Genomic DNA, 25,359 nt, shown 5'->3' on the forward strand with positions numbered 1-25,359 from the left:
CTCCGGTGCCATGGACGTACTGATCGGCATCTTCCTGGGCTTCCACTTCATCGGCATCGCCGCGCTGCTCGGCGGCTTCCTCTACCAGATGGGCGCGCTGCGCACCGGTGCGGCCCGGGTGCAGCCGGGCATGCTGCACGGCGCGCTGACCATGCTGGTGACCGGGGTGATCCTGGTCGGCCTGCGGGAGGCGGACGACGCGGACGTCAACAATCTGAAGGTCGGCATCAAGCTGGTGATCCTGGTGGCCATCCTGGCCCTGGTCTACCTCAAGCGGGACGAGGAGAAGGTGCCCACGCCGCTGTTCGGCACCATCGGCCTGCTCACCCTGACCAACATTTTCATCGCCACAGTCTGGTGACGGCCGGCGCGGCCGGCGCGGTGGCGGCCCGTGGGGCCTAAGCGGGGCGGACGGCGGCGTAGAAGGGCATGTAGTCGACGGACTCGACCTTGATCACGTCGCCGGGCTTGGGCGCGTGGATCATCATCCCGTCGCCGATGTAGATCCCGACATGGCTGATGTCGCTGTAGAAGAACACCAGGTCGCCCGGGAGCATGGCGTCCCGGGAGATCCGGGTGCCGGCGTTGACCTGGTCGTAGGTCACGCGGGGCAGTTCCACCCCGGCGGCCCGCCAGGCCGCCTGGGTCAGCCCCGAGCAGTCGTAGGAGTTCGGTCCGGTGGCGCCCCAGACGTACGGCTTGCCCAGCTGGGCCTCGGCGAAGGCGATGGCCTCCGCCGCCTTGGCGGCGTAGCCGCCGGAGGCGTCCCCGGTGCCGCTGTCCGCCGAACCCGAGCCGTCCGAGGAGCTGCCGGGGGAGGAATCCGTGGCCGCTTCCGCTTCCTCCTGGGCCGCGGCTGCTTCCTCCTGGGCGGCGGCCTCCGCGGCGGCCTCCGCGGCGGCCCGCTCCCGGGCCAGCCGTTCCTGCTCCTCGCGCTGCCGCTGCTCCTCCAGCAGCCGCCGCTCCTCGGCCTGGCGCTCGGCCTCCTCGCGTTCCAGCCGCTCCAGCTCCGCCAGTTCCGCGGTCTCCTCCTCGGAGAGGGACTCCAGCAGCTCCCGGGCGGCGGCCAGCTTGCCCTGCACCTCCTCCTTGCGCTCCTGGAGCTGCCCCTGCTGCTCCTGAAGGTTCTCCAGCGCGGTGCCGGCCTCCTCGCGGGCGGTATCGGCCTCGGCGCGGCGTTCGGTGAAGTCGTCCAGCGCGCGCTGCTGTTCCTCGGTCGCCCGGCCGAGCACGTACTGGGTGTCGAAGTAGCTCTGCGGGTCGTCGACCAGCAGCAGGGTCGCCGTCTCGGAGCCGTTGCCGTGCCGGTACTGGGCGGCGGCGAACCGGCCCAGTGAGCGCCGTGCCTCGTTGACCTGCTCGGTGGCCCGGGCGGCCTGCTCCAGCAGCTCGTTCACGGTCTCCTGCTGGGCGGCGGTGGCCTCCTCGGCCACCAGGTAGTCCTGGGTCGCCACGCCCGCCTCGTGGTAGAGCGTGTCCACCTGCTCCTTGACCTCGGCGGCGCGTGCCGAGACGCCTTCGGCCTTCTGCCGCTGCTCCTCGATCGCGGCGGCGGCCTCCTCCGCCTCGTCGTCGGCGTGGGCGCCCTGGGCGAAGAGGGTGGCGGAGAGTGCGGCGGTGCCCAGGCCGATGGCACCGCGCCGGGCGGCGGGGGAGTCGAGCAGTCCTTGACGCGGCTTGCGGTGTGCACCCACGGCCGTTCTCCTTCCTCTCCCCGTGCGCGGAAGCACGGGGACGCCCCGCCCGCGGAGCAGGAGGGGAGGCGGGCCGCGCCGCTCGCTGTCGGCGGCTGGGGGGACCGGACCGCTTGGCAGCGCAGGCTAGCCACCCTGACAAGGGGAAGGGAAGACTGATGTTCGATATGCCCGGAATTTCCCGTGACTTTTTCGTGACCATGAGCGGGTTTCGCCCCGCCGGACGGCCCCCGGAGCCGGGCGGCCGCCGGGCACCGTCCGGAGCGGTGTCCGTCCCGGCGGTCGGCGGCCGGCCGGCTGGCCGGCGCTTCGTCCGTCCCGTCCGGCGCACTGGTCACTGCAATTCTCTGCGTGCTGCATTCATTCATCTTTCCGGTCCGGTATTTCCCGGGAAATGCGATGTCCGTGTCCCGGGGGAGCGGGAAACGCCATTCAACGCACCGGCCGGACTGCTAATGTGCGGAACGCGAGGGGGGAGGCAGTATGCCGCGTGAAGAATTCCGTGACAACGCGATCCATGCCCTGGTCGTTGCCGGGGCGCTGCTCGCGCTGGTCGGCCTGGCCCCGGTGGGCGCCTGGGCGGCGCTGTTCCTGCTGCTGGCCGCGCTCGTCTCCGCCTTCCGGCTCGGCCTGGCGCGCCGGCCCGCGGCCGGGCTCGCGGCGTCCGCCGCCGCCCCGGTGCACCAGGTGACGGCGGAGCCGGCCGGCGGGCACGGCTCCGGCGCGGCGGGCGGCCCGGGATTCGACTGGCCGGACAAGCCCCGCCGGCCCGGCGCCGCTTCCCACCCGCCCACCATGGCGGACCCCGGCCCCCGGGCCGGCTCCCGCCCCGGCCACCGCGCCGCCGCCGCCCGCCGCTCCCCGTCCGCCACCGTCGCGCTGTCCGCCGCCGCGGGGGACGCCGCCGGGAACGGCTGCCCGCCGCCCCTGGTCTTCGGCGGCGGCTCCCGAGCCCATGGCGCGCCCTGGCTGCTGCCCCGCCGCCCGGCCCAGCCCGGGGTCACCGCCGACGACGCCACACTCGGCGGCCTCGGCGTGCTGGCCGCCTCGGTGGTCGGCCCCGACCACCGCTGCGCGGAGCCCGCCAAGGCCCGGCAGGACGCCTACCGGATCGCCCGGGACGACAGCGGCGCGCATCTCGTCGTCGCGGTCGCCGACGGCATCTCGGCCTGCCGCTACTCCGATCTCGGCGCCCAGATCGCCGTCACCACGGCGGTGAACCTCCTGGTCGAGGAGTTGCGCGAGGGGGGCGATCCGCGCTTGGTCGACGAGTTCCGCCTCTACCGGGAGGTCGCCGAGCGGATGCGGGCCACGGCCGCCGGCCGCGGCCTGGCCGAGCGGGAGATCGGCGTGGTGATGATCGTCGCCGTGATCGCCGCCGAACCGGAGGCCGACGGCGACCGGACGCTCTGGCTGAGCTGGCTGGGCGATGTCTCCGCCTGGCAGCTCACCGGCGGCGAACGCTGGGAGTGGCTGGCCGGGGAGGGCAAGAGCGGGACCGGCAGCATGCTCCAGGAGCAGGAGATCCACGCCGCCCTGCCCTGGGCGCCGGACGCCGTCCGCCGGGAGGTCTTCCGGCTGCCCGCCGGGGTCCGGCTCGCCTTCCTCACCGACGGCGTCGGCGATCCGCTGGCCGGCAGCCCGGAGTTCAACGCCCACCTCGCCCGGTCCTGGGCGCGCAAGCCCTCGCTGATGTCCTTCCTGCACGACATGGACTTCGACGCCAGGACCTACCTCGACGACCGGACCGCCGTCGTCGTCTGGACCGGCCCCTGAAGGCCCGGCGCGCCGGGGGGAGGGAAGTCGCCGACATGACCACGCAGTACCGGACCTGGCCGCTGCCCGCGGTGGTGCCGCTCGCCGTCCTGGGGCCGCTGGACACCCCGCTCAGCAAGGGCGACGGCCAGTCACGGATGGTCAGCCCGCTGAAGAACCACGACGGCTGGCTCGCCAAGCTCTACCAGTCGCCGCTCGGCGCGGGGGACGCCGGCCGCCTGGACGCGCTGATCGCGCTGCCCGGCGCCGCCCGCGAGGCCGACCGCGAGCTGCTGCGCACGGCCACCTCCTGGCCGGTGGCGCGGATCACCGGGGGCGCCGCCGAGACGGTCGGCTGCGTCATCCCGGCCGCCCCCGCCGGCTACCGGTTCGGCATCCGGACCTCGGCGGGCCGGGCCACCGAGAAGTACCTGGACATCGACTGGCTGGCCCGGCCGGGCGAGGCGCTGAGCGCCCGCGCCATCCCGGCCCCCAGCGACGCCGAACGGCTCCGGGTGTGCCGCTCGGTGGTCGCCGTGGCCGCCTGCCTGGAGCGGCACGGCATCGTCTACTCCGACTGGTCCTACTCCAACACCTTCTGGGACCCCCTGGCCCACACCGCCTTTGTCATCGATGTCGACGGCTGCGGACCGGCCCGGGTGAGCAATGTGTTCCAGCCCAACTGGGAGGACCCGCTGACCGCGCGCACCGTGCCCGCCGACGGCGCCACCGACCGCTACCGGGTGGCGCTGCTGGTGGCCCGCTGTCTGACCGGTGAGCGGGAGGTGCTGCGGGTGCTGCACGCCATCGCCCCGGCCGCCGCGCGGGCCGGGGTCCCGGACGCGGGCGAGATGCTGCTGGACATGCTGCTGGCCCAGGAGCGGCGGCTGCGGCCCACCCTGGACAGCCTGCTGGCCGCGCTGGAGGGCAGATCCGCCATCCGGATGCCCGTGCAGCGGATGAAACTGCCCGCGCTGCCCGCCCGGCCGGGCGGCGATCCGAGGGCGACGGCGGGCGCGGCGACGGCGACGGCCGGTCCGGCGGCGGGTCCGGCGGCGGGTGCGGGGGCCGGTACGGCGGCCGGGCCCCGGCTGCCGCCCCGGCCGCCGGCCGGAGCCCGGCCCGGGCAGTCCGGTTCCGGCATGTCCCAGGAGCGCAAGAACCTCGTCATCACCATGTCGGTGGTCGTCGCGATCCTGCTGGTCATCCTCGTCGTCGGACTGGCGTCCTCGTCCTGAGCCCGGAGCCATGAATCACCGCACCACGTCCCGCACGTCCCTTTTCCGCTTGTACGTCCCCGAAGGAACGAAAGGACCGATGTGAACGAGCCGTGGGCCGCCGAGGCCGAGAATCCCGCCTTCGCCGCCAGCATGCTCCAGAAGTGCCTGCCCACCTATCTGCTGGTCGACGTTTCCTCTTCCATGTCCCCGCACGAGCAGACCCTCAACGACCTGCTGGACTTTCTGCACGGTGAACTGGTTTCCAGCCCGCGGGTCTCGGAGTTCGCCTATATATCGATCGTGGTCTTCTCCAGTGAACCCACCCTGGTGCTGGAAATGACCGACCTCCAGTACGTGCCCTCCATGCCGCGCGTCCAGTGCAGCGGCAGCACGCAGTTCGGAAAGGCCTTCGATCTTGTCAGGCAGCGGATCGAGATGGATGTGCCGCTGCTGCGCGACCAGGGCAAGGCGGTGCTCCGCCCGGCGGTCTTCTTCCTGACCGACGGCGCGCCCATGGACCCCGACTGGGAGAGCGCCTTCCGCCGGCTGGTCGATCCGCAGAGCAAGCGCCGTCCGCATGTGATCGCCTTCGGCTTCGGCAAGGCCCGGGAGGCGGTGCTGTCCCGGGTCGCCACCAAGGCCGCCTTTCTCGCGGAGGGCGTCGGCAACCAGCGGGAGGCCCTGACCGAGGCCATCAACAGCCTGCTCAACTCGCTGGTGGCCTCCGCCCGTGCCGAGGAGATGCGCATCCCCGCCGAGGCCGAGGGGTTCCGCTCCATCCCCATCGAATACGTCGAGTGAGAAGGCCCGAGGACGACGCATGCGCGACTATCCCGACAGCGCCGGGCGCGATGCCCCGGAGCCGCGGCGTCCCGCGGTCCCGGTGTGGCCGGTGGTGTCCGTGACGCTGCTGGCCGTCGGGCTGGTGATGGGTTTCACCGGCGACGGCGACCGGGCCGGCACCTCCGGCACGTCCCAGGAACAGGAACAGGAACAGAATCAGGATCAGCAGCCGGACCGGGAGCAGGAACCCGGTCAGGAGAACCGGACCGGTACGGGCCGCCCCGGGGAGGACACCGAGACCCCCGGGCCCGGGCCGGAGGAGCAGGAGGCGGAGCCCGGCCCCGCCGTGGAATCCGCCGGCCCCGCCGCGGAGCCCGGCCTGTTCTCCCTGCGGCGCCAGGGGCTCGGCCCGGTCGTGCTGACCGCCCAGATCGCCCGCGTCACCGAGGACGGCCGGGACGAGCTGACGGCGGGGCAGCAGGTGCGGTTCCTGCTGGAGACCGCGGACGGCGCGCCCGTCGGGGACTGCGCGGACACCACCGGCGAGCAGGGCATGGCCGAGTGCGCGCTGGCCGTCGGCGGGGACGGGGCCGTGGACCCGGCGGCCTATCGGGTGACCGTCACCCTCTCCGGCGAGTCCGGGGAGCGCCGGGTCTTCCACGGCCCGCTGTCCGGGGTGGACCCGGTGGCGGACAACGGCTCAGCCGGCGAGGGCTGACCCCGCGGCACCCCCGCGGCGCCTCGCGCCGGGCCGGTTCACGCTCCCGCCTCCGGCCCGGCGCCCACCGCCGCGTCCAGCGCGTAGACATGGCCGTCCTGGCTGCTCACATGCACATAGCCGCCCGCAAGCACCGGAGACTGCGTCACCCAGCCCCCGGTCCGGAACCGCCAGCGCACCACGCCGCTGTCCGGCGCCATGGCATACAGCCGGCCGTCCAGGCTGCCGGTGTAGAGGGTGAGGGCGCCCTCGTCCCCGCCCAGCGCCGGCGAGCAGCGCACCGCGCCGCCCGTCCGGTAGCGCCAGCGCACCCCGCCGTGCGCCGCGTCCAGGGCGTAGATCCCGCCGTCCGTGCTGCCCGCGTACACCGTTCCGGTGCCGGGCGGCGCCAGGGGCGAGGAACGCACCGGGCCGCCCGTGTGGTGCTGCCAGCGCGGCGCCCCGGTGCGGGCGTCCACCGCGTGCACGCACATGTCCGCGCCGCCCGCGTACACCGTGCCGCCGTGCACGGCCGGTGCCGACTCCACCGCGCCGCCCACCGCGCGCGACCACAGCCGCCGCCCGGTCGCGGCCTCCAGCGCGTGCAGCCGCCCGGCGGCGTCGCCCAGCCAGAGCGTCCCGGCGCCGTCGTCCGTCACCGGGGATGCCGCCCCGCCGCCGGTGGCGAAGCGCCACCGGGTGGTGCCGTCCGCCGGGTCCAGGGCGTACACCAGGCCGTCGCCGGTGCTCGCGTACACCGTGCCGCCGGACACCACCGGGCGCCGCACCGTCTCCTCGCCCAGCCGCCGGCTCCAGCGCCGCTCCCCGCCGTCCCGGTCGTGGGCGACCAGCAGGCCCCGGGCGCCGCCCACCAGCAGCAGCCGGCCCGCCGCGGCCGGGGCGGTGGGCTGGGCGCAGCCGGCCGGCCGGGTCCACAGCTCGGCCTTGGTCCGCACATCGACCGCGCAGAGCTGCCGCCCGGCATGGGTGACATACAGCACCCCGTCCGCGACCAGCGGCGCGGACGGGGTGTCGGGCAGGCGGCAGCGCCAGGAGCGGCGCACCGGGGTGGTGCGCACCGCCTCCGGCAGCGGCAGCGTGCCGTGCGGCCCGAGGGTCCCCCGGCCCAGCGCCAGGGCCTCCCGGCGGCGGGCGCGCAGCGCGTGCAGCACCGCGTCGGGCAGCACGGCGGTGCCGTCTCCGCCGGGCGGCAGCCGCATCCTCTGGCGGGCGGTGGTGAGCACCTCGGCGGGGGAGGGGCGCCGCTCCGGCTCGTGCGACAGGCAGGCCCGCAGCAGCTCGCCGAACTCCGGCGGCAGCCCGCTCAGATCGGGCGGGGCGGCGGCCACCAGCTGCCCGAAGACGTCCTTCCAGGTGGCCCCGGTGAACGGCGGATGCCCGGTGGCGGCGTACAGGACGGTGGCGGCCAGCGAGTAGACGTCTCCCGGCTGCCGCACGGTGCGGGTGTCGAGCTGCTCGCGCGGCATATAGCCGAGGGTGCCGATCATGGCGCCCTTGCGGGTGTGGCTGCCGCTGTCCAGCAGCTTGGCGATGCCGAAGTCGATCACCCGCACCCCGTCCGGCGCGACCAGCACGTTCGCCGGTTTGAGATCGCGGTGCAGCAGCCCGGCCCGGTGGATGGAGACCAGCGCCTCGGCGATGCCGTCGGCGATCCACCAGACGGCGCGCGGCGGCAGCGGCCCGTGCCGGGCGACGATCTGGTGGAGGGAGAGGGAGGGCACGAACTCGATGGCGAACCAGGGACGTCCGTCGTGCACATCGCCGGCGATCAGCGCCGCCGTGTACCAGCCGCTGACCCGCCGCACGGCGGTCATCTCGCGCTCGAAGCGGGCGCGGGACTCGGGGTCGGCGACGATGTGCGGATGGGCCACCTTCACGGCGGCCAGCGTGCCCGAGCGCGACCGGCCCAGATAGACCCGGCCGAAACCGCCCTCCCCGAGGAACGCCAGCAGACGGAATTCCCCCACGGTGTGCGGATCCTGCCTGGAAAGCTGCTCCACCGGACTGCCTCCCCCATGCGCCGCCCCTTGCGCGAACCGCCCCCAAGCTATCCGCTCCCGCCCCCACCGGTCCGCCGTTTCCCCGACATTCCCCCGGCACTCGGTACGGTCCTGAACACCCGCACGCCAGTACGGCCGATCCGCCGGGACGAACCGGTGAACATCTCCCGCCCGGCCGCCTGTTACTCCGCACAGGACAGAAACTGGGCGACGCCGTGTCCCTGCCCCCCGCCGCCCCGGCCGGCCCCGGCCTCGACGGGATGCGCTCCCTGCCGGAGCAGGGCCGGGGCGGGGAGCCGGCCCGTGCCCTGCGGGACATCGAGGCACTGCTCGCGCTCAACGGCTCGGATCCCGCCGGGCCGCACCCGGGCCGGCGGCTCCTCGTCCCGGCCGGGCTCCCCTCCGGCGACCGCGGCTGACGGCGGGACGCGGGGCTCAGGACGGGGGGTTGTCGCGGAGTTTGCGGCGTTCCCAGCGGTTGGGGTAGCGGACGACCACGCCGCCCATGCCGCCGACGCCCGTCACCCGCAGCAGCGGCGCCCCCGCCACCGGCGGCGCCAGCGCCTTGTTCTTCGCCCCGCCCAGTCCCGGGCTGAGCCCCGTGGTGTCCACCGGCCAGCCCTCCGGGACGACGATCGTCACCCCGCCCATGTCGCCGTGCACATCGATCTCCACCACCGGATGCGGCACCTCGGCGCGGGTGAAGTCCAGCTTGACGCTGCCCATCCCGCCGTACACCTCCATCCGGGGCGGCACCACCCAGTGCCCGACCCGTGACGTGCCGTGCATGCCGCCCTTGATCAGCACCGGCTGCTGCTGCGCCGCCGCCTGCCGGGCGGCCCGCAGCGACTGCTGGGCCACGGCCGCCGGGTCCGGCGGCAGGTCCGCCGTGATCGGCTCCAGCTCGCCATAGGTCTTGGCGGCGAACACCTGGTCGAGCCGGTCCTGGAGCTCCTCCAGATCGATCCGGCCCTCGGCCGCGGCCTCCCGCAGCCGCTCCGCGACCGCTTCCCGGTCGGCGTCCGAGGCGCGCAACTCGCGCCTGGAGTGCGGGGGATCGGGCTCCGGGCCGCTCGGCCGGGGGGAGATCGTCATGACCTGGATTCTAAGCAGCGGACCGCGCTCGCCCAAGGGCCAGGGCCTGCGCAGGGCCCCGGCGGGGGAGCGGCCCGGGCGCATAGACTCGGGGGACGATGAGCGGCCTCTTCGACGACGACACCATGGACAGCCTTCTGGCGGACCTCGGAAAGCGGCGGCCCCGCCCCGCGGAGCCGCCGGACGCCGGGGAACCCCCGCCGCCGCCGGAGGCGGACGACGCCTGGGCGCCTCCGGAGGAGCCCGTCCCCGACGATCTCTTCGCCGGGGCCTTCGCCACGCCCCCCGAACAGGCGTACTACCGCAACGGCGCCGCCATGCCGGTGCTCGACCCCACCACACTGCTGGAGGGGCTGAACGAGCAGCAGCGCGCCGCCGTGGTGCACACCGGCAGCCCGCTGCTGATCGTGGCCGGCGCCGGTTCCGGCAAGACCCGGGTCCTCACCCACCGCATCGCCCATCTGCTGGCCGCCCGGCATGCCCACCCCGGCCAGATCCTGGCCATCACCTTCACCAACAAGGCCGCCGGGGAGATGAAGGAGCGGGTGGAGCAGCTCGTCGGCCCCCGGGCCGGCGCCATGTGGGTGATGACCTTCCACTCCGCCTGCGTGCGCATCCTGCGCCGGGAGAGCAAGAAGCTCGGCATGACCTCGTCCTTCTCCATCTACGACGCCGCCGATTCGCAGCGGCTGATGGCGCTGGTCTGCCGCGATCTCGATCTCGACCCCAAGCGTTTCCCGCCCCGCTCCTTCAGCGCCAAGGTGTCCAACCTCAAGAACGAGCTGATCGACGACGAGGATTTCGCCGCCCGGGCGGCCGACGGATACGAGAAGACCGTGGCCCAGGCGTACGCGCTCTACCAGTCCCGGCTGCGCGAGGCCAACGCCCTGGACTTCGACGACCTGATCATGACCACGGTCAATCTGCTGCGCGCCTTCCCGGATGTGGCCGGGCACTACCGGCGCCGCTTCCGCCACATCATGGTGGACGAGTACCAGGACACCAACCATGCGCAGTACGCCCTGGTGCGGGAGCTGGTCGGCACCCCGCCCGCCGACCCCGGGGCCCCGGACGCGCTGCCGCCCGCCGAACTGTGCGTGGTCGGCGACGCCGACCAGTCCATCTACGCCTTCCGCGGCGCCACCATCCGCAACATCCTCCAGTTCGAGGAGGACTACCCGCAGGCCACCACCCTGCTGCTGGAGCAGAACTACCGCTCCACCCAGACCATCCTCAACGCCGCCAACGCGGTCATCGAGCGCAACACCGGCCGTCGCCCCAAGAACCTGTGGACCCGGGCCGGCGACGGATCGCCGATCACCGGCTATGTCGCCGACACCGAGCACGACGAGGCCCAGTTCGCCGCCGACGAGATCGACCGGCTGACCGACGAGGGCGCCGTCCGCCCCGGGGATGTGGCGGTGTTCTACCGCACCAACGCCCAGTCCCGGGTCTTCGAGGAGGTCTTCATCCGGGTCGGCCTGCCCTACCGGGTGGTCGGCGGCGTCCGCTTCTACGAGCGCAAGGAGGTCCGGGACGTCCTGGCCTATCTGCGGGTGCTGGCCAATCCCGAGGACACCGTGCCGCTGCGCCGCATCCTCAACGTGCCCAAGCGCGGCATCGGCGACCGCGCCGAGGCGATGATCGACGCCCTCGCCCAGCGGGAGAAGATCTCCTTCGCCCAGGCGCTGCGCCGGGTGGACGAGGCCTATGGCATGGCGGCCCGTTCCGCCAACGCGGTCCGGCGGTTCAACGCCCTGCTGGAGGAGCTGCGCACCATCGCCGAGTCCGGCGCCGGCCCGGCCACCGTGCTGGAGGCCGTGCTGGAGCAGACCGGCTATCTGGCCGAACTCCAGTCCTCCCACGATCCGCAGGACGAGACCCGGGTGGAGAACCTCCAGGAGCTGGCGGCGGTGGCCCTGGAGTTCGAGCAGAACCGGCCGGAGGACGAGCCCGGCACCCTGGCCGACTTCCTGGAGCAGGTGGCGCTGGTCGCCGACTCCGACCAGATCCCGGAGGACGGCGAGGGCGGCGAGGGCGGGGTGGTCACCCTGATGACCCTGCACACCGCCAAGGGCCTGGAATTCCCGGTGGTCTTCCTCACCGGGATGGAGGACGGCGTCTTCCCGCACCTGCGCTCGCTGGGCAAGACCAAGGAGCTGGAGGAGGAGCGGCGGCTGGCGTATGTCGGCATCACCCGCGCCCGGGAGCGGCTCTACGTCACCCGCTCGGTGCTGCGCAGCGCCTGGGGCCAGCCCCAGTACAACCCGCCCTCCCGCTTCCTGGAGGAGATCCCGGACTCCTTCATCGACTGGCGGCGGCTGGGCGGCACCGCCTCGGCCCCGGCCCCGGCCGCCTCGGGGCCGGTCTCGGCGCCGCGCGCCGGCGCCGGGGGGCGGCCGTCGTCCTCGGGCTTCGCGACCGGACGGATCAAGGACCGGCCGGTGGTGGAGCTGGCGGTGGGCGACCGGGTCAGCCATGACACCTTCGGCCTCGGCCGGGTGGTCGCCGTCCAGGGCAGCGGCGACAAGGCGCAGGCCACCATCGACTTCGGCGAGGGGCAGACCAAGCGGCTGCTGCTGCGCTACGCCCCGGTGGAGAAGCTGTAACACCCAGCCGCTTGTTGTCCGGGTCGTGTCACAGTGTCCGGGGGCATCTTGTGACGGCGGCGCCCCGGGCGATGTGATGCGGGAAGCCGCCTCGACCAGCCGCGCGCGCCGCCCGTCGACGCGCGCCTGCCCGCCCGCCCACACCCGTCTCGACGTTCCGCAGGGGGAATCGCCATGAACCAGCCCTGGCAGCAGCCGCCACCGGGCGGCGGAGGATACGGGGCGCCCGGGCCCGTGCCCGGCGGCTACGGGGGAGGCTATCCGCATCAGCCGCATCAGCCGCATCAGCCGCATCAGCCGCAGCCCGGCTACGGCTATCCGCAGCAGCCCGGCATGGCCGGACCCCCGCCCGGTGGATACGGCTACCCGCAGTCGCCGCAGCCGCCGCAGCCGGGCGGCTACCCGGCGCCGCCCCCGCCGCCCATGCCCCGGCAGGGCGGGTCCAATCCGGCGCTGGCGGTCATCATGGCGGTGGTCGGCACGGCGGTCGCCGCCCTGCTCTACGCCCTGCTGGTGGACGCCACCTTCGACCAGGAGAAGGGCGAGTTCGCCTCGATCGGATACGCGGCCCTGGCCGTCGGCATCATCGTGGGCCTCGGTCCGGGGCTGTTCGCCAAGCGCAACTGGGGCCTGTACCTGCTGGGTGCCGCGCTGGCGATGGTCTCGGTGACCGCCGGTGAGCTGCTGGGCGTGGCGATCGCCGCCTCGGGCGATTTCGGTGACGGCTTCGAGGCGTTCTTCACGGAGTTCGGCGATCTCTGGGACTTCTGGACGGAGATCAGCAAGCCCGTCAACTATCTGCTGATGCTGCTGGCGCCGCTGGGCGCGATCGGCATCACCCAGGCGGTGCTGCGCGGCGGTTCCCGCCCCTAGCGGCGCCGGGCGCGACGCGCGGTGTGGCGGGGGTCACCGCCGCATCGCGCGTTTTCCGTCGGCCGCTCAGGAGGGTTCCAGGCCCTTGTCGCGGAGCCAGGTGACCGGGTCGACGGTGGAGCCGCCGCCGGGCCGGACCTCGAAGTGCAGATGCGGTCCGATGGAGTTCCCTGAGTTGCCGGTGTAGGCGACCACCGTGCCCGCCTGCACGGTGCCGGAGTAGTAGACGTAAGAGCTCAGATGGGCGTACCAGGTCTCCGTGCCGTCCGGCGCGGTGATGATCATCAGGTTGCCGTAGGAGACGTGCCACTGGGTGCGGATGGTGCCGTCGGTGGCGGCCCGCACCGGGGTGCCGTAGCTGACCGGGAAGTCGATGCCCGTGTGGGTGGACATCCAGTTGATGCCGGACTGGCCGTAGACGGCGCTCAGCCCGCGCTGCTCGACCGGGAGGAAGAACTTGGGCCGGGCGGCCTCGATGCGCTCGGCCTCGTCCTTGGCCTTGCGCGCCTCCTCCGCCTTCTTCTTCTCCAGGTCGATCCGGCCCTGGGTGCGGCTGGCCCGGCCGGCGTAGTCGTCGGCGGCGGCGGTGAGCCCTTCGAGCTGGGTGTTGAACTGCTGGTTGGCGGCGATCTCGGTGGTCTTGTCCGGATCGGCATCGCCGAGCGCGGTGTCCTCGCCGGCCCGGGAGTTGTCCGAGCCGCCCACCGCGGCGGCGGTGGCCACCGCCGTGACGCCCAGCACGCACAGGGAGGGCGCGGCCACGGTCAGGAGCGCGGAGCGGCGGGGTTTGGGCTGGCGGCGGCGGCCCCGGCCGCCCGGCGCCGGCGCGCTGAGCGCGGCCTCGGGGCTGTTGCGCTCCTCCTCGGTGTCGGCCGGGTCGTCCGGCGGATAGCCGTCGTCCCACAGCCCCGGGTCGGGGAGCGCGCCGTCGTCGTATCCGCTGTCCCACTGCGCCGCCGAGTCCTGGACGTCCTGCGGCTGCGGCTGCGGTTCCGGGCCGGTCTGCTGCCGAGGGCCGGTGTTCTCCCACTCGGCCGGGCCGGGCTGGGCCGGGATGAAGCCCGCGGTGCCGGTGGCGGTGGGACAGCCGCCGGAATCCCAGTCGTTGCCGCCGGAGGCCGCCGGCCAGGTGCCCCACCCGCCGCTGTCCCAGCCGCCGGTGTCCCAGCCCTGGGCGGACGGATACTGGCCGCTGTCCGCGAAGTCCTGGCCGTGGTGCTGATGCAGGTGCTGCTGCTGCTGGTGCTCGTGGCCGGGCTGGGCGGGCGGGGCGGCGAACTGCGGAACCCCGTGGGCCGGGGTCTGGTCCCAGCCGGTGATGTCGAACTGGCCGCTGTCGTAGGCCGCGGCCTGGCCGTACGGGTCGCTGCCGTAGCCGCCGTAGGAACCGTAGGCGGAGGCGCAGGCGCCGTAGGCGCCCAGGGCATCGGGGGTGCCGGAGACGGTCGTGCCCAGCGGGTCGTATCCGTATCCGCCGCTCTCGCCGTAGTGCTGCTGCTGTGTGCCGTACCGCGCGTGGTCGTACTGCGGATCACTGACCTGGTCAGTGCTTCCGGCCGGGTAGGAGACCCCCGACGCGTGACGATCACTCACCGACTACGCCTTTCGGCTCGACAACAGGAGCGGGAGTAGCTGTCCCCCGACGGCTGCTGGGCCGTGACTGTACCCGGGGGTACCGGGCACCCACAATCTTTCGCGGGTTTCGGTGCCCGCGGAATCGGGCATTCGGCCCCCTTTCGGGGGAGCCTGCATGAGGGCTGCACGGAGTTTTCGATTTATGTTCGATGTGCAGTGCGATGCGGTGCCGGGGCGCGGTGGTGTGATTTCTCCTACCTCCGCCCTCCGGGGTAGAGCGGGATGCGAGATGCTGGCGCTAACGTTCGTTCACTCCGGCAGTCGGGCCGTGGTGGCATGGGAGGAAGACATGGGTGTGACGGGTCCGATCCGCGTGGTCGTCGCCAAGCCTGGGCTGGACGGCCACGACCGCGGTGCCAAGGTGATCGCCCGCGCGTTGCGCGACGCCGGGATGGAGGTCATCTACACCGGACTGCACCAGACCCCCGAGCAGATCGTGGACACCGCTATTCAGGAGGACGCGGACGCCATCGGCATGTCGATCCTCTCCGGCGCGCACAACACCCTCTTCGCCCGGGTCATCGAACTCCTCAGGGAACGGGAAGCCGACGACATCACCGTTTTCGGCGGCGGCATCATCCCCGAGGACGACATCCCGCCGCTGAAGGAAAAGGGCGTCGCGGAGATCTTCACCCCGGGCGTGCCCACGGGCGACGTCGTCGCCTGGGTCCGCTCCCACGTCCGCGCCGCATAACACCCGCGGCGCACCACGCCGACCGGCGCCCGCGGCCCGTGCGGCGGCGCCCGGAGCGCGCCGGCCATGGCCGGCGGACCGCCGCGCGCCGCCCCGCCCCGCCGCGCGGCATGGCTCAGCGCGGCGCGTCGTGGCCGGTGAGAAGTCCGCAACGGCGGGGAAACGCCGGGCGCGGTTTGTGACAGGTGTCACCGCGCCGGTGTGACCTGGATTTCAGGTTGACCCCCGGAGCCCGGATACGCTCGCTGAGGGCACCTCCCGGGCCGGCACCTGGCGGGCCGGACCGGGGGAGGGCCTGCCGCGTGCCCGGGGCCTCGGCCAAGAAGCTCGTGACCGTCTTGGTGACCGTCTCGTCTTGACCGTCGCCGCCCGAAGAGGTTTCAGCGGCACGCCCACGCCGACGACATGGATCGCGAAGACCACGGACTGAGGGACGGACGCGCGTGGACCTGTTCGAGTACCAGGCGAGGGACATCTTCGCCAAGCATGGCGTACCGGTGCTGGCCGGTGAAGTCATCGACACCCCCGAGGCAGCGCGAGCGGTGGCCGAGCGGCTCGGCGGTCGCGCGGTGGTCAAGGCCCAGGTGAAGACCGGTGGCCGCGGCAAGGCGGGCGGTGTCAAGCTGGCCTCCGACCCCGATGACGCCGTCGCCAAGTCCGGGGCCATCCTCGGCATGGACATCAAGGGCCACACCGTGCACAAGGTGATGCTGGCCCAGACCGCGGACATCGCGGAGGAGTACTACGTCTCCTTCCTCCTCGACCGCGCCAACCGCACCTTCCTGGCCATGGCCTCGGTGGAGGGCGGCATGGACATCGAGGAGGTGGCCGCCACCAAGCCCGAGGCGCTGGCCAAGGTGCCGGTGGACGCCATCTCCGGCGTCGGCCTGGCCAAGGCCCGCGAGATCGTGGCGCAGGCGGACTTCCCGGCCGAGGTGGCCGAACCGGTCGCCGAGGTCCTGGTCAAGCTGTGGGACTGCTTCGTCAGCGAAGACGCCCTGCTGGTCGAGGTGAACCCGCTGGTCAAGACCGCGGACGGCGCCATCATCGCGCTGGACGGCAAGGTCTCCCTGGACGCCAACGCCGGCTTCCGCCAGCCGGAGCACGAGGCGCTGGAGGACAAGGCCGCCGCCGACCCGCTGGAGGCCGCCGCCAAGGCCAAGGGCCTCAACTACGTCAAGCTGGACGGCCAGGTCGGCATCATCGGCAACGGCGCGGGCCTGGTCATGTCCACCCTGGACGTGGTCGCCTACGCGGGCGAGGCGCACGGCGGCGTCAAGCCGGCCAACTTCCTCGACATCGGCGGCGGCGCCTCGGCCGAGGTGATGGCCAACGGCCTGGAGATCATTCTCGGCGACCCGGCGGTGAAGTCGGTCTTCGTCAATGTCTTCGGCGGCATCACCGCGTGCGACGCGGTGGCCAACGGCATCGTCCAGGCCCTGGAGCTGCTCAGCGGCAAGGGCGAGGAGGTCACCAAGCCGCTGGTGGTCCGGCTGGACGGCAACAACGCCGAGGCCGGCCGGAAGATCCTCACCGACGCCGACCACCCGCTGGTCGAGCTGGTGGACACCATGGACGGCGCCGCCGACCGCGCCGCCGAGCTGGCCGCCAAGTAACCCCCGGCGACGACGACTCTCCACGTCACCTCTCTCCCGACATACGAGTTACGACTCACCGAACGAGGACTTCCGCGAAATGGCTATCTTCCTCACCAAGGAGAGCAAGGTCATCGTCCAGGGGATGACCGGCTCCGAGGGCCAGAAGCACACCCGGCGCATGCTGGCGTCGGGCACCAACATCGTCGGCGGCGTGAACCCGCGCAAGGCGGGCACGACCGTCGACTTCGACGGCAACGAGATCCCGGTCTTCGGCTCGGTCAAGGAGGCGATGGCCGCCACCGGCGCCGACGTCACCGTGATCTTCGTGCCGGAGAAGTTCACCAAGGACGCGGTGCTGGAGGCGATCGACGCCGAGATCGGCCTCGCCGTGGTCATCACCGAGGGCATCGCGGTGCACGACACCGCCGCCTTCTGGGCCTACGCCGGCTCCAAGGGCAACAGGACCCGCATCATCGGCCCCAACTGCCCCGGCCTGATCACCCCCGGCCAGTCCAACGCGGGCATCATCCCGGCCGACATCACCAAGCCCGGCCGCATCGGCCTGGTCTCCAAGTCCGGGACGCTGACCTACCAGATGATGTACGAGCTGCGGGACATCGGCTTCTCCTCGGCGGTCGGCATCGGCGGTGACCCGGTCATCGGCACCACCCACATCGACTGCCTCAAGGCCTTCCAGGAGGACCCGGACACCGACATCATCGTGATGATCGGCGAGATCGGCGGCGACGCCGAGGAGCGGGCCGCCGACTACATCAAGGCCAACGTCACCAAGCCGGTCGTCGGCTATGTGGCGGGCTTCACCGCGCCCGAGGGCAAGACCATGGGCCACGCCGGTGCCATCGTCTCCGGCTCCTCCGGCACCGCCCAGGCCAAGAAGGAGGCCCTGGAGGCGGCCGGGGTGAAGGTCGGCAAGACGCCGTCCGAGACCGCCCGGCTGGTCCGCGAGTCCCTGACCGCCACCGCCTGACGCCCGGCGCCCGGCGCCTGCGGGGCCGGGTACGGCCGGCCGCAGCCGCCCGGCGCGACGTGACGCGACGCGAACGCCGGGGTGCGCCCGAAGCACGGGCGCACCCCGGCGTCGCGTTTCCCGCCACGGGGCCTGCCCTGCCCTACGGTCCGGTGAGCGCGGCGGTCAGCAGCGCCGCACTCAGCAGGGCGAACAGCGCGGCGCAGGCGTAGAGCAGCCGACCCGTGGTGCGTTCGCTGCGCAGCCGCGCCAGCCGCGGCGGGGGCGGGCGCAGCGGCTGCGCACCCGCGATCCGGTCCAGCGACCGGGCCAGCAGCCGGCTCTGCTCCCGCGGCTGCGCGCCGGTCAGTTCCGGTACCCGGGCGGCGAGGTGCCGGCGGGCGTGGGCGATCCGTCCGGCGGCGGCCTGGGTGGTCGACTCCACCTCGGCCGCGGTGTCGGCGACCGACATGCCCAGCCCCTCGTGCAGCACCAGCGCGCGGCGGTAGCTGGGCGGCAGCTCCAGCACGGCGTTGAGCAGCGTGCGGTCACCGGGCTCCGGGAGCAGCGCGCGGGGGCGGCGGGGCCCGGGACGCAGCCGGTGCCAGGGCGAGAGCGCGTACTCATAGGCGGCGGCCCGTACCCAGCCCGGTGGATCGGGGTCCACGGCGACCTCCGGCCAGCGCTCCCAGGCCAGCCGGAAGGCGTGCGCCACGGCCTGCTCGGCGCGCTTGTGGTCACCGCAGAGCAGAAACGCCTGCCGGGCCAGCGGCTCGGCCTGACCCTCGTACAGCTCCTCGAACGCATACAGCGGCGCCAGATCGACCTCCGCTTCCGCCGCCGCGGCCCCGGGCGCGGCGCCCGGCGTCTCCCCTTCCCCCGCGCGCCCGGCCCTCGCCTGCCCCTCCCTCTCCTGCCTCTGCTCCCTCTGCTCCCTCTGCTCCCTCTGTCCTTCCTTCTTCTCTTCCCGCTGCTGCTTCTGCCGCGGTCTCCTCCCTGCGTCCGCCCGGCCCGCGGGCCGGGTCCTCGCCTTCGCTCCGGCCGCGTCCCCCACGCGGTCCGCCGCGCCGCGCTTCTGCCGTGCCGTTGTCATTCCGCACTCCCTTCCGGTCGACCGGAGGCCCGTCCTGGGCACAGGCAGGGTGAGAAGTACATATGTCCATACTGGGCGACACCACGACAAATCGCTCGTTACCTCGCCGACTGGCGCCTTGTTGGCACCATGACCCGGGTGAGTGCCCTGCTTGCCGCGCTCGCGGAGCGCGGCCGACCTCCGGCCGGTGGCCGCCCCCGCCGCCTCACCTGGGTGGGCGGCGCCTGGATGTTCGAGGGACTGCTCGCCGCCGGACTGGGAATCGGCGCCGTCTCGGCCGTCGTCCTGCTGGTGTGGACGACCTCCCCGCATCCCGCCGAGGGACCCGGCACCGCACTGCGCGTCGCCCTGGACCTGTGGCTGCTCGGCCACGGCACCGAACTGCTCCGCTTCGACACCCCGGCCGGCGTCCCCGCACCCATCGGACTGACGCCGCTGCTGCTCGCCGCCTTCTGCGGCTGGCTGCTCAACCGCGCGGTCCGCGTCTCCGTGCTCCCGGACGACGCGCCCGACGCCCGGCCGGGGGAGGGCTTCCGGGCCGCACTGTGGATCAGCGCCGGATACTGCCTGGCCGCGGCCGTGGCCGTCGCCCACACCGTGCCGGAGGGCCCGATCCGGCCGGTGCCGCCCAGCGCGGCCCTGCATCTGCCGCTGTTCGCACTCGCCATCACCTTCGCCACCGCCTGGCACCACAGCGGCCCGCCGCCGCTGCGCGGCCCCCTGCGCCGGCCGACCGACGCCCTGCTCCGGCTCCAGGAGACCGGCGCGCCGCGCATCGCCGCCGCCGCGCTGTGCGCGGTCTGCGGCACCGGCGCGCTGCTGGCGGCCGTCGCCCTGGCCCGGCACCACGCCCTGGCCCAGACCGCCTTCGGCAATCTGACGGGCGACTGGTCCGGGCGGCTGGCCGTCCTGCTGCTGGCCGGCGCCCTGGCCCCCAACGCCGCCGTCTGGGCCGCCTGCTACGGCCTCGGCCCGGGCTTCGCCCTGGGCACCCACGCCCTGGTCGCGCCGCTCTCCGCCTCGCCCCCGGCCGCGGTCGCGGCCGCGGCCGCGGCGGACGGCCGGGCCCTCCCGGCCCCCGCTCCCGCCCCCGCCTTTCCGCTGCTGGCCGCCGTCCCGGCGGAAGGGCTGTTCGCCGTGGCCCTGGCGGTGCCCGCCTCCGGGGTGCTGATCGCGGCCTGGTTCGCGGCCCGGGCGGCCGTGCCGGACCGGTCCGCCCGGCAGGCCGCCGCCGGTCCGCTCGCCACCGTTGTCTCCGTGCTGCTGGCGGCGGTGCTCGCCGGGGCCGGGATAGTGGTACTGGCCGCCCTGGCAGGCGGGCCGATGGGCACCGGCCGCCTGGCCGTCTTCGGCCCGGACCGCTGGCTGTCCGGGCTGGCGGTCTGTGCCTGGATCGCCGTCCTCGGCACCCCGGCCGCTCTCGTCCTCCGGGCCTGGCGCCTGCGCCGCCCCCGCCTCGCCCGGACCCTGGGCTCCGCCGTACCGGCCACACTGCGCCGCCTCAAGCCCCGCCGCCGCGCGTCGGGGAACACCGGGAGGGCGGAGCCCGGGCCGCCCCCGCCCCTCGACCGGCGGCCGGACGCCATGCACCCACATGCGTGAGGACACGGCAACGCCCCGCCGGGCGGCCTGACCGGCACTTCCGACTACGACGCAAGCGCCGTCAGGACCGCATCCGTGATCCGCGAGTCCAGGGCCGCGGGCTGTGCATCGCCGGACAGGGCGAGCGCAAGAGCGAGGACCGTGTGCGGGAGGCTGTCCAGCAGGGCGTGTGCGCGGTGCCGCAGGTGCTGTTCCGGCCAGGTGCGGGGGAACAACCAGCCGCCGTCCGGGGTGCGGCAGGCCGCCGCGAGCATGGCCCGGGCGCGAGGGAGGGGGAGCGGGGCGGTCTCCGGTGGGCGGTTGTCGGGGGCGGCGGCGGACCGGCGGACCAGGAGCAGCAGCCGCAGCGGGGCCGTCTCGCGCAGGCCCGGCCCGGGCGTCTGCGGCGGTACCGGCAGGGACAGGGGCAGGGGCAGGCCGATCAGGCCGCGGCCGTCCGGCGTCACGGCCGTCCGGCCGTAGCCGACGGGCTCGGCCCGAAGGCCGTCCACCAGCGCCCGGAGCACGATTGCCGTCTCCCGCGGTGAGGTGCCGACGATCAGCACCCCCTGGTCGGCGACGGCCGCCGCCGCGGCCTCGAACAACACCCAGCCACGGTGCTCGGCGCAGCGCGCCGTCACCGAGCCGATGACATGGAGGAGATGTCGCTCCCCGTGGCGGGCACGGGTGTCCAGCACGATGTGCAGCGTCCCGGCCGCGTCGCGGGCATAGAGGTGGTCGGGCGCGACGCCCCGGCCACCGCCGTCCCGCGCCGGGCGCCACCAGGTGGTCTCCCCGAGCGTGGCGCGCAGACAGCGGGCGTCGGCGAGGGGCGCGACGGGGAGGGCGGGCGCTCTGGACAGGCGGGCCGTCGCGTCCCGGAACAGCTCGCCGCTGCGGTGCACCCGGACGACCGTGGCCTCCGCGCAGAGGCACGGCGGTGCCGGGCGGGTGCGGGGCGCGAAGTCCAGCAGGTGCTGCATCTGCGTCAGCCGGAAGCCCGGATCGGCGCGCAGCCGGAACAGGTGACCGGCGAACGGCACCACGCCGAGCGCCTCGTCCGTCGCGGCGCGCAGGGCGTTCACCGGCCGGCCTCCGTCCCGGTCAGGGCGCACTCGGCCCAGACCGTCTTGCCGGCCACACCGCCGTCCCCGGCCGGATACCACCCCCAGCGCTCCGCGAAGTGCTCCACCAGCCGCAGCCCGCGCCCGGACTCCTCCGCACCGCCGGCCACCGTCGCCGGAGCGGCCTCGGCGCGTGCGTCGGTAACCTCGGCCCGCAGCCGGGTGCCGTCGGCGGTCAGCCGGAGCCGGAAGTCCCGGCCCGGCACCAGCCCGTGCCGGACGGCGTTGCTGCACAGCTCCGACACCACAAGCGTCATCGCGTCGTGCGCGGCGCTGCCGTCCTCCACCCCCCACTCGTCGAGCCGCTGCGCGGCCAGCCGCCGCGCCAGCCGCGCCCCGCGCGGTGTGGAGGTGAACCGCATGACGAACTCCCGGCCGGGCGGGGCACTGTCACCAGAAAGCATGTCTTTTCCTGCGAACATGCCCTGACTGTGGTCCCGGTGGCCTAGCGTGGTCCAGCGGTTACGGTGCGACCAAAGTGCTGTGTGGGCGCCGGGTGGTGCGCTGTCGCGCGGAGCGGCGTAACCGCGGTCCAGCGAGCGGCGTTTGAGCCCCGGACGAAGCGAGGCCCCGTGAAGCAGCCCCAGCCCCAGCGGCACCCCGACAGCCCGGACGAGTACGAACCGGACACCGACGACGAACCCGAACTCCCCGCCCAGCGGCTGGGCGACGAGTTCGCCTCCGGCGTGGTGGTCGCTTTCGGCCGCCAGTTGAAGGCTTCCCGGACCCGGGCCGACATCACCCGCGAGGACTTCGCCTCGCGCATGGGCTACTCGCCCGCCACCATCGCGGCGTTCGAGCAGGGCCGCCGCATCCCGCCGGGCAAGTTCATCGACAAGTCCGACGACGTCCTCGGCGCCTGCGGTGTCCTCACCGCACTCAAGGAAGAGGTCAACAACGCCCGGTACCCAGCCTTCTTCCGCAACGCCGCCGGCCTGGAAGCCAAGGCCAGGGGCCTGCACTTCTACGCCACCCAAGCCGTCCCCGGCCTGCTCCAGACCGAGCACTACGCCCGGGCCGTCCTCCGGATGAAGAAGCCCGTCTTCAGCGATGAGACTGTCGAGGAGCACGTGGCAGCCCGGATCGCCCGTCAGGTGGTCTTCGACCGCACGCCCCCGCCGGTGATGACCTTCGTCATTGAGGAGACCGTTCTGCGCCGACCGCTGGGTGGCAGGCAAGTCCTGCGTGGCCAGTTGGAACACATGCTGCTCATCGGGCAGAAGCGGTACGTGGACATCCAGGTCATGCCGACTGACCGGGAGGACCACGCTGGCCTGGACGGCCCCTTCGTCATGATCGATACCGAGCGCGGCAAGCGCATCGTGTATGCCGAAACCCAGGGCAGCGACAGCCGTCTCTTCACTGACTCACACAGGGTTCACGAACTCGAATCGGTCTATGGCAGTCTGCGAGCGCAGGCGCTCACTCCGCGTGAGTCGCTGGTCTTCGTCGAGACACTCCTGGGAGAGAGATGATCGTGCAGCGCAGCGGGCCTTCGGTGCCCGAGTCGGCGTGGTTCAAGAGCAGCTACAGCGGTAGTCAGGGCGGTGAGTGCGTGGAGGTGGCGGTCGCGTCCGGGGCCGTGCACATCCGGGATTCCAAGGACTCCAGCAGCCCGATACTCACCACCACTCCTGAGGCGTGGTGCCACCTTCTCACCCTCACCGCCCCATGACCGTGCAGCGCAGCGGGCCTTCGGTGCCCGAGTCGGCGTGGTTCAAGAGCAGCTACAGCGGCGGCGACGGTGGTGAGTGCGTGGAGGTGGCGGTCGCGTTCGGAGCCGTCCACATCCGGGACACCAAGGGTGTGGACGGTCCGCTATTGACCACCACCCCCGAAGCGTGGTCCCGCCTCCTCGCCCTGGCCACGAGTTCCTGACCTGAGAAGTCGGCAAGGGAGCCCGCACCCGTCCGTCCGGGTGCGGGCTCGCGCACGATCCGGATAACCGTGTGGTGGCCTGTCCCAGCCCTGTCACCGGGCGGCAACAGAGTCCGGTCTGCTCGTGCGCCGGGCGGATTTGCACTGTTCCATGGAAGCCTGCGGGGTCCGGGGGGACCCTGCTCGGCTGGGGGGATGAGTGCGATGGGGGAGAAGGCGACCGGTTACCGGAGCCGGGGCACGAGGTTTCCGGCGATTGTCGTGGCGGCGGTGGCGCTGTCGGTGGCGGGGCTGACGGCTTGCGAGGACCCGTACTTCGAGGGCGACGGCGTTCCGTCGGAGTCGGTGGAGAGCCCGGCACCGGACGAGGGGGGAACCGAAGGCGGAGGCGGTGGGGGCAAGGAGCCGGGCGGGCCGGCCGAGGAGACCGCCGCGGCGTCCTGCGCAGAAGCCCCGGACGCGAGCAGCGGCGACGACCCGGGCGGTGCACCGCCCGTCCTGGACGCCGGCGAGACGTACGGCTACGCGAACGGGCTGGAGGTGACCGTCGGGGAGGCGGAGCCCTACACCCCGAGCGCGGAGGCCGACGACACCGGCGAGCGCGTCTACCGGTTCCTCGTCACCGTCGACAACTGCGGTGACACCGCGAACGAGACGATCTTCGCGTTCCAGGGCTGGGCGGGCGGCATGGAGGCCACCGAGATCTACGACCCGGCGCTCGCGGTGGACCCGGTGGGCGTGCTGGCGCCCGGGGAGACCTTCGCGGCATACGTCGTCTTCGATGTGCCGGCCGGCCCGGACTGGCTGGACGTCATCGTCGACCCGCTCCCGGCCGAACTGGAACACAGCTACTGGGCGCTCGGACTCTGAGCCGGAACCCGCTGAGGGTCCCGGTCCCGCCGGGATCGGGACCCTCGAAACCGGAGCGGGCCAGGGGGTGGTGCCGAGCATCCGAGCCGCACGTCCGGGTGGGTCGCCGTCCCGGTGGTGCTTCCGTACGCGGACGGCAAGGCCGGGGAAGGCTGGTCGGGCGACGCGGCCGGGGTCGTGGCCGGTTCCTGGTCCCGCGTGCCGGGCGGCGCGGCGGCGGGGCTCACTCGGGTTCCAGATAGCGCTCCAGCCAGGTGGGGATGTGCTCGCTGCAGGTTTCCCGGGAGGCGCTGGTGAGGGCGTCGTCGACGCAGACGAAGTAGTCCTTGTAGACCATCTGTACGGCGAACTGGAGGGCGATCACGACCAGGGCGAGGCCGGAGAGCACGATGCCGGCCGTGGCCTGGGGGGTCTGCGGGCGGCGGGTGCCTGCCCCGGCCCCGGCCCCGGATCCGGCCCCCGCTCCCGTCCCGCCGTCCTCCGGCGCCGAGGGCGGGGCCGGCTCGGTGACGGCGGCGCGGGCCGCGGCGGAGGCGTCGGGCTTGGGCTTGAGCAGGGCGTCGATGCCCCAGTAGAGGCCGAGGGCGCCGAGGAACATGGCCAGCCAGTCGATGCCGAGCCAGGCCAGCACCAGCCCCCACATCCCGGCCAGCAGGGCGAATCTGGCGTGACGCTGCTTGGGGTCGGACGGGTCCCAGCGGCGTTCCGGGCCGCGGAGCCCGCCGCCCCGGCCGTTCGGCCGGCCGCCGCCGCCCGGCGGCCGGCCGAACGGGCCGGACTGACGCTGCGGCTGGCGGCGGCTCCACTGACTGCCCCAGATGCCGCCGCGCCGCTCGTCCCGGTCGCCCTGCTCGTCATCACTGCCGTGGCCGTTGCCATGGCCGTCCGCGGCCCCGTTGCCGTCGCCGTTGCCGCCTGCGTGGTCGTCGTCACCGCCGCGCGGTCGCCAGGGCCGGTCGGGGGCGCCCTCGGGCGGCGGCGCGAAGGGGTTGTGCTCCTCGCTGTTGCGGCCGTTGGTCTCGGTGGCGGCGCGGCGTCGGTCGCTCATCTGTGTCTGTCCCCTGTGTGGCGTCCGCGGTGGGGTGCGCCGGGTCCTGGCGGGCGGTATGGATAGGTCGTGGCGGTCCTGGAGGTCCGGGGCCGTCGGGGCGGGGGAGGGGTCCCCCGCCCCC

At 73.7% G+C, this 25,359-nt stretch carries 24 protein-coding genes; 16 read left to right on the forward strand and 8 right to left on the reverse strand.

Annotation, left to right across the window (positions count from 1 at the left end; translation table 11 throughout):
• The first annotated feature begins 10 nt into the window (after positions 1-10).
• Positions 11-361: a hypothetical protein gene (locus BM242_RS01185; protein WP_093837265.1), complete on the forward strand. Its 351-nt coding sequence runs from the start codon at positions 11-13 to the stop codon at positions 359-361.
• A 37-nt stretch (positions 362-398) separates the two neighbouring features.
• Here the strand turns inward: BM242_RS01185 and BM242_RS01190 are convergent, their stop codons facing one another.
• Complete coding sequence (locus tag BM242_RS01190) at positions 399-1,694, reverse strand: C40 family peptidase (RefSeq protein WP_093836691.1); 1,296 nt, start codon at positions 1,692-1,694, stop codon at positions 399-401.
• A 483-nt stretch (positions 1,695-2,177) separates the two neighbouring features.
• Here BM242_RS01190 and BM242_RS01195 point away from each other — a divergent pair, with 483 nt between their 5' ends.
• The 4 genes from BM242_RS01195 (at position 2,178) to BM242_RS01210 (ending at position 6,170) form a co-directional block, all read left to right on the forward strand.
• Complete coding sequence (locus BM242_RS01195) at positions 2,178-3,470, forward strand: protein phosphatase 2C domain-containing protein (RefSeq protein WP_093836692.1); 1,293 nt, start codon at positions 2,178-2,180, stop codon at positions 3,468-3,470.
• 35 nt (positions 3,471-3,505) lie between these two features.
• Positions 3,506-4,687 carry a hypothetical protein gene (locus tag BM242_RS01200; RefSeq protein WP_093836693.1) on the forward strand — a complete coding sequence of 394 codons (1,182 nt, stop codon included), beginning with the start codon at positions 3,506-3,508 and terminating at the stop codon, positions 4,685-4,687.
• 81 nt (positions 4,688-4,768) lie between these two features.
• A complete protein-coding gene (locus BM242_RS01205; RefSeq protein WP_245833725.1) occupies positions 4,769-5,470 on the forward strand; it encodes a vWA domain-containing protein in 702 nt (233 codons plus the stop codon).
• A 19-nt stretch (positions 5,471-5,489) separates the two neighbouring features.
• Positions 5,490-6,170, forward strand: coding sequence for a hypothetical protein (locus BM242_RS01210; protein ID WP_093836694.1), 681 nt, complete (start codon positions 5,490-5,492; stop codon positions 6,168-6,170).
• A gap of 38 nt (positions 6,171-6,208) precedes the next feature.
• Here the strand turns inward: BM242_RS01210 and BM242_RS01215 are convergent, their stop codons facing one another.
• Positions 6,209-8,170: an outer membrane protein assembly factor BamB family protein gene (locus tag BM242_RS01215; protein ID WP_175541197.1), complete on the reverse strand. Its 1,962-nt coding sequence runs from the start codon at positions 8,168-8,170 to the stop codon at positions 6,209-6,211.
• A 215-nt stretch (positions 8,171-8,385) separates the two neighbouring features.
• Between BM242_RS01215 and BM242_RS29095 the strand changes: the two genes are divergently transcribed.
• Complete coding sequence (locus tag BM242_RS29095; protein ID WP_175541198.1) at positions 8,386-8,589, forward strand: hypothetical protein; 204 nt, start codon at positions 8,386-8,388, stop codon at positions 8,587-8,589.
• A 16-nt stretch (positions 8,590-8,605) separates the two neighbouring features.
• On the opposite strand, the gene BM242_RS01220 is transcribed toward BM242_RS29095, so the two are convergent.
• The gene (locus BM242_RS01220) at positions 8,606-9,265 is read right to left on the reverse strand and encodes a DUF1707 SHOCT-like domain-containing protein (RefSeq protein ID WP_093836696.1); all 660 of its coding nucleotides are present in this window, start codon (positions 9,263-9,265) and stop codon (positions 8,606-8,608) included.
• Between the two features lie 98 nt (positions 9,266-9,363).
• Here BM242_RS01220 and pcrA point away from each other — a divergent pair, with 98 nt between their 5' ends.
• The gene (gene pcrA / locus BM242_RS01225; protein ID WP_093836697.1) at positions 9,364-11,874 is read left to right on the forward strand and encodes a DNA helicase PcrA; all 2,511 of its coding nucleotides are present in this window, start codon (positions 9,364-9,366) and stop codon (positions 11,872-11,874) included.
• 174 nt (positions 11,875-12,048) lie between these two features.
• A complete protein-coding gene (locus BM242_RS01230) occupies positions 12,049-12,747 on the forward strand; it encodes a hypothetical protein (RefSeq protein WP_139238234.1) in 699 nt (232 codons plus the stop codon).
• A 66-nt stretch (positions 12,748-12,813) separates the two neighbouring features.
• Here BM242_RS01230 and BM242_RS01235 read toward each other — a convergent pair whose 3' ends face one another.
• Positions 12,814-14,340: a M23 family metallopeptidase gene (locus BM242_RS01235; protein ID WP_093836699.1), complete on the reverse strand. Its 1,527-nt coding sequence runs from the start codon at positions 14,338-14,340 to the stop codon at positions 12,814-12,816.
• A 331-nt stretch (positions 14,341-14,671) separates the two neighbouring features.
• On the opposite strand from BM242_RS01235, the gene icmB reads away from it, so the two are divergent.
• The 3 genes from icmB (at position 14,672) to sucD (ending at position 17,662) form a co-directional block, all read left to right on the forward strand.
• Entirely contained in the window at positions 14,672-15,076 is a 405-nt protein-coding gene (gene icmB / locus BM242_RS01240) for a coenzyme B12-dependent isobutyryl CoA mutase small subunit (protein WP_093836700.1), read from the forward strand.
• A gap of 443 nt (positions 15,077-15,519) precedes the next feature.
• Positions 15,520-16,692: an ADP-forming succinate--CoA ligase subunit beta gene (gene sucC, locus BM242_RS01245; RefSeq protein WP_093836701.1), complete on the forward strand. Its 1,173-nt coding sequence runs from the start codon at positions 15,520-15,522 to the stop codon at positions 16,690-16,692.
• A 79-nt stretch (positions 16,693-16,771) separates the two neighbouring features.
• Entirely contained in the window at positions 16,772-17,662 is an 891-nt protein-coding gene (gene sucD, locus BM242_RS01250; RefSeq protein ID WP_093836702.1) for a succinate--CoA ligase subunit alpha, read from the forward strand.
• 142 nt (positions 17,663-17,804) lie between these two features.
• Here sucD and BM242_RS30700 read toward each other — a convergent pair whose 3' ends face one another.
• On the reverse strand, positions 17,805-18,734 hold the full coding sequence (locus tag BM242_RS30700; protein WP_093836703.1) for an RNA polymerase sigma factor: 930 nt from the start codon (positions 18,732-18,734) through the stop codon (positions 17,805-17,807).
• 138 nt (positions 18,735-18,872) lie between these two features.
• Between BM242_RS30700 and BM242_RS01260 the strand changes: the two genes are divergently transcribed.
• Positions 18,873-20,336, forward strand: a complete 1,464-nt coding sequence (locus BM242_RS01260) for a cell division protein PerM (protein ID WP_093836704.1) — start codon at positions 18,873-18,875, stop codon at positions 20,334-20,336.
• Between the two features lie 44 nt (positions 20,337-20,380).
• Here the strand turns inward: BM242_RS01260 and BM242_RS01265 are convergent, their stop codons facing one another.
• On the reverse strand, positions 20,381-21,400 hold the full coding sequence (locus BM242_RS01265) for a hypothetical protein (RefSeq protein ID WP_093836705.1): 1,020 nt from the start codon (positions 21,398-21,400) through the stop codon (positions 20,381-20,383).
• Complete coding sequence (locus BM242_RS01270) at positions 21,397-21,843, reverse strand: ATP-binding protein (protein ID WP_245833726.1); 447 nt, start codon at positions 21,841-21,843, stop codon at positions 21,397-21,399. Before BM242_RS01270 ends, BM242_RS01265 begins: the two co-directional genes overlap by 4 nt.
• A gap of 168 nt (positions 21,844-22,011) precedes the next feature.
• Between BM242_RS01270 and BM242_RS01275 the strand changes: the two genes are divergently transcribed.
• From BM242_RS01275 to BM242_RS01290, 4 genes are all read left to right on the forward strand, one after another.
• Positions 22,012-22,914, forward strand: a complete 903-nt coding sequence (locus tag BM242_RS01275; protein ID WP_342746932.1) for a helix-turn-helix domain-containing protein — start codon at positions 22,012-22,014, stop codon at positions 22,912-22,914.
• Positions 22,911-23,114 (forward strand): DUF397 domain-containing protein, encoded by a 204-nt coding sequence (locus tag BM242_RS01280; RefSeq protein WP_093836707.1) that lies wholly within the window; start codon positions 22,911-22,913, stop codon positions 23,112-23,114. Before BM242_RS01275 ends, BM242_RS01280 begins: the two co-directional genes overlap by 4 nt.
• A gap of 23 nt (positions 23,115-23,137) precedes the next feature.
• A complete protein-coding gene (locus BM242_RS01285) occupies positions 23,138-23,317 on the forward strand; it encodes a DUF397 domain-containing protein (protein ID WP_425443785.1) in 180 nt (59 codons plus the stop codon).
• Positions 23,318-23,512: 195 nt separating this feature from the next.
• Positions 23,513-24,187, forward strand: coding sequence for a DUF4352 domain-containing protein (locus tag BM242_RS01290; protein WP_175541199.1), 675 nt, complete (start codon positions 23,513-23,515; stop codon positions 24,185-24,187).
• A 223-nt stretch (positions 24,188-24,410) separates the two neighbouring features.
• Here the strand turns inward: BM242_RS01290 and BM242_RS01295 are convergent, their stop codons facing one another.
• Complete coding sequence (locus tag BM242_RS01295) at positions 24,411-25,235, reverse strand: hypothetical protein (protein WP_093836710.1); 825 nt, start codon at positions 25,233-25,235, stop codon at positions 24,411-24,413.
• Between the last annotated feature and the right edge of the window lie 124 nt (positions 25,236-25,359).

The organism is Streptomyces aidingensis (genome assembly GCF_900112355.1).
Classification (GTDB): domain Bacteria; phylum Actinomycetota; class Actinomycetes; order Streptomycetales; family Streptomycetaceae; genus Streptomyces; species Streptomyces aidingensis.